The sequence below is a fragment of the Ruegeria sp. CE12 genome (genome assembly GCF_056537525.1).
Window position 1 is genome coordinate 1 of sequence record NZ_JBQFRS010000039.1, and the last position, 1581, is coordinate 1581.

At 46.6% G+C, this 1581-nt stretch carries 2 protein-coding genes; both read left to right on the forward strand.

All coding sequences use genetic code 11. The features are described from left to right. Positions 1–233 (forward strand): oligopeptide/dipeptide ABC transporter ATP-binding protein (locus ACR0IO_RS22935; protein WP_480745140.1); only part of this gene is annotated, 233 nt, incomplete at its 5' end. Next, the gene (locus tag ACR0IO_RS22940) at positions 230–1192 is read left to right on the forward strand and encodes an ABC transporter ATP-binding protein (protein WP_340255188.1); all 963 of its coding nucleotides are present in this window, start codon (positions 230–232) and stop codon (positions 1190–1192) included. The genes ACR0IO_RS22935 and ACR0IO_RS22940, both read left to right, overlap by 4 nt. Positions 1193–1581: the final 389 nt, after the last annotated feature.

The following is a 1581-nucleotide window of genomic DNA, read 5'->3' on the forward strand; positions in this document are numbered from 1 at the left end:
ATGGGCTTATGGGCTCTACTCCGTTGGCAAGTAGAGGATTGAAACGATTGAAGCAGATCCCTGGTTCAATGCCGCGGTTAGGAGCTTTACCAGAAGGCTGTGCCTTTTCACCAAGATGCGATTTTGCTCAGGAAGTTTGTAAAACCGGATCTTCGCCATTTATCGCAGACGAGGATGCTCAAGCCGCATGTTGGTTCCCATTGCAGCACACTAAATTACGGTCGTCAAAATGAGTGTGATTGTCCGAGCAAAAGCGTTAAGACGCCTCTTTGATGTCTCTAAGCCCTGGTTGAACCGTGTTGTCGAAAGGGAGCCAAAGGCTTTTTTGACGGCTGTTGCAGATGTAGATTTTGAAATTGAGGAAGGCTCAGTTTACGCGTTAGTTGGTGAGAGTGGTTCTGGGAAATCAACTATCGGCAAAATGGTTGTAGGGTTAACTAGTGCAACTGATGGGACCATTGAAATTGATGGCACCGCGATAACTGGTAATGATCAGAAAGCAAAAATTTCTGAGGCTCGACAAAAACTGCAGATGATTTTTCAAGATCCATACGCATCCTTGAATCCGCGTTGGAAAGTACGTGACATTATAGCAGAGCCTGCAAAATTGAGAGGCTTTGAGACCAAAGGTTTGCCCGAAAGGTTGCTGCAACAAGTCGGTTTATCACCAGAGGATGCAGATAAGTATCCACATGAGTTTTCGGGTGGACAGCGGCAACGCATTTGCATTGCACGTGCTCTTTCGTCTGAGCCTAAGGTGATCGTGTGTGATGAGCCTACTTCTGCGCTGGATGTATCAGTGCAAAGCCAAGTTTTGAACTTGATGTCGGATTTGCAAGAGCAACTGGGTCTTACATATTTATTTATTAGCCATGATCTTACTGTTGTGGAGCACATGGCCGATAAGATTGGTGTGTTATATTTGGGAGCTTTGGTTGAAGAGGCCCCAAAGGAAACGCTTTTCGCTTCACCTTTGCATCCTTACACGCGTATGCTGTTTGATGCTGCGCCAAGATTGGATGGGTTTGGGCGAGAAATTGATGTGCCCAAAGGCGAAATACCTGACCCGATTAATCCTCCGCCTGGCTGCTCCTTTCATCCACGGTGTCCACTTGCTACAAGCTTGTGTAAAACGGTTCGCCCTCAGATGCGTTTGATTGGAGATACGCGCGTTTCTTGCCATCATGTTTAGACTATGCTTACACCCACTTTATTCCAGGTGTTTGGTGCTTAACTGTGGTTCGACATAGGCTTAATCCCGCCCCCGCAACCACTTTTTCCGAATGTCTCAAATCTAAGCTTAGCTGAGGTTTCTTACTTCATAATTGCTGCCTTCATGGTGGGTGAGAGGCAACTATGGAGCTACTGCTGGAATGGTTTAGTCATGACTATTGCGTTCCTACGCGCCCAAGATACAATTTTAAGGCGAGTCGATTGTAGTTCTTGGGAGGGATGACATGACGCCGTTTATGAAAAGCCTTATCGCACGTCCTTGCTATACAGTGGGCCCTAGAGCTGCACTGTCGGAAATCATCAAGTTATTGGCAGAGCATAATATTGGTGCCGTCGTCGTCGAAAATG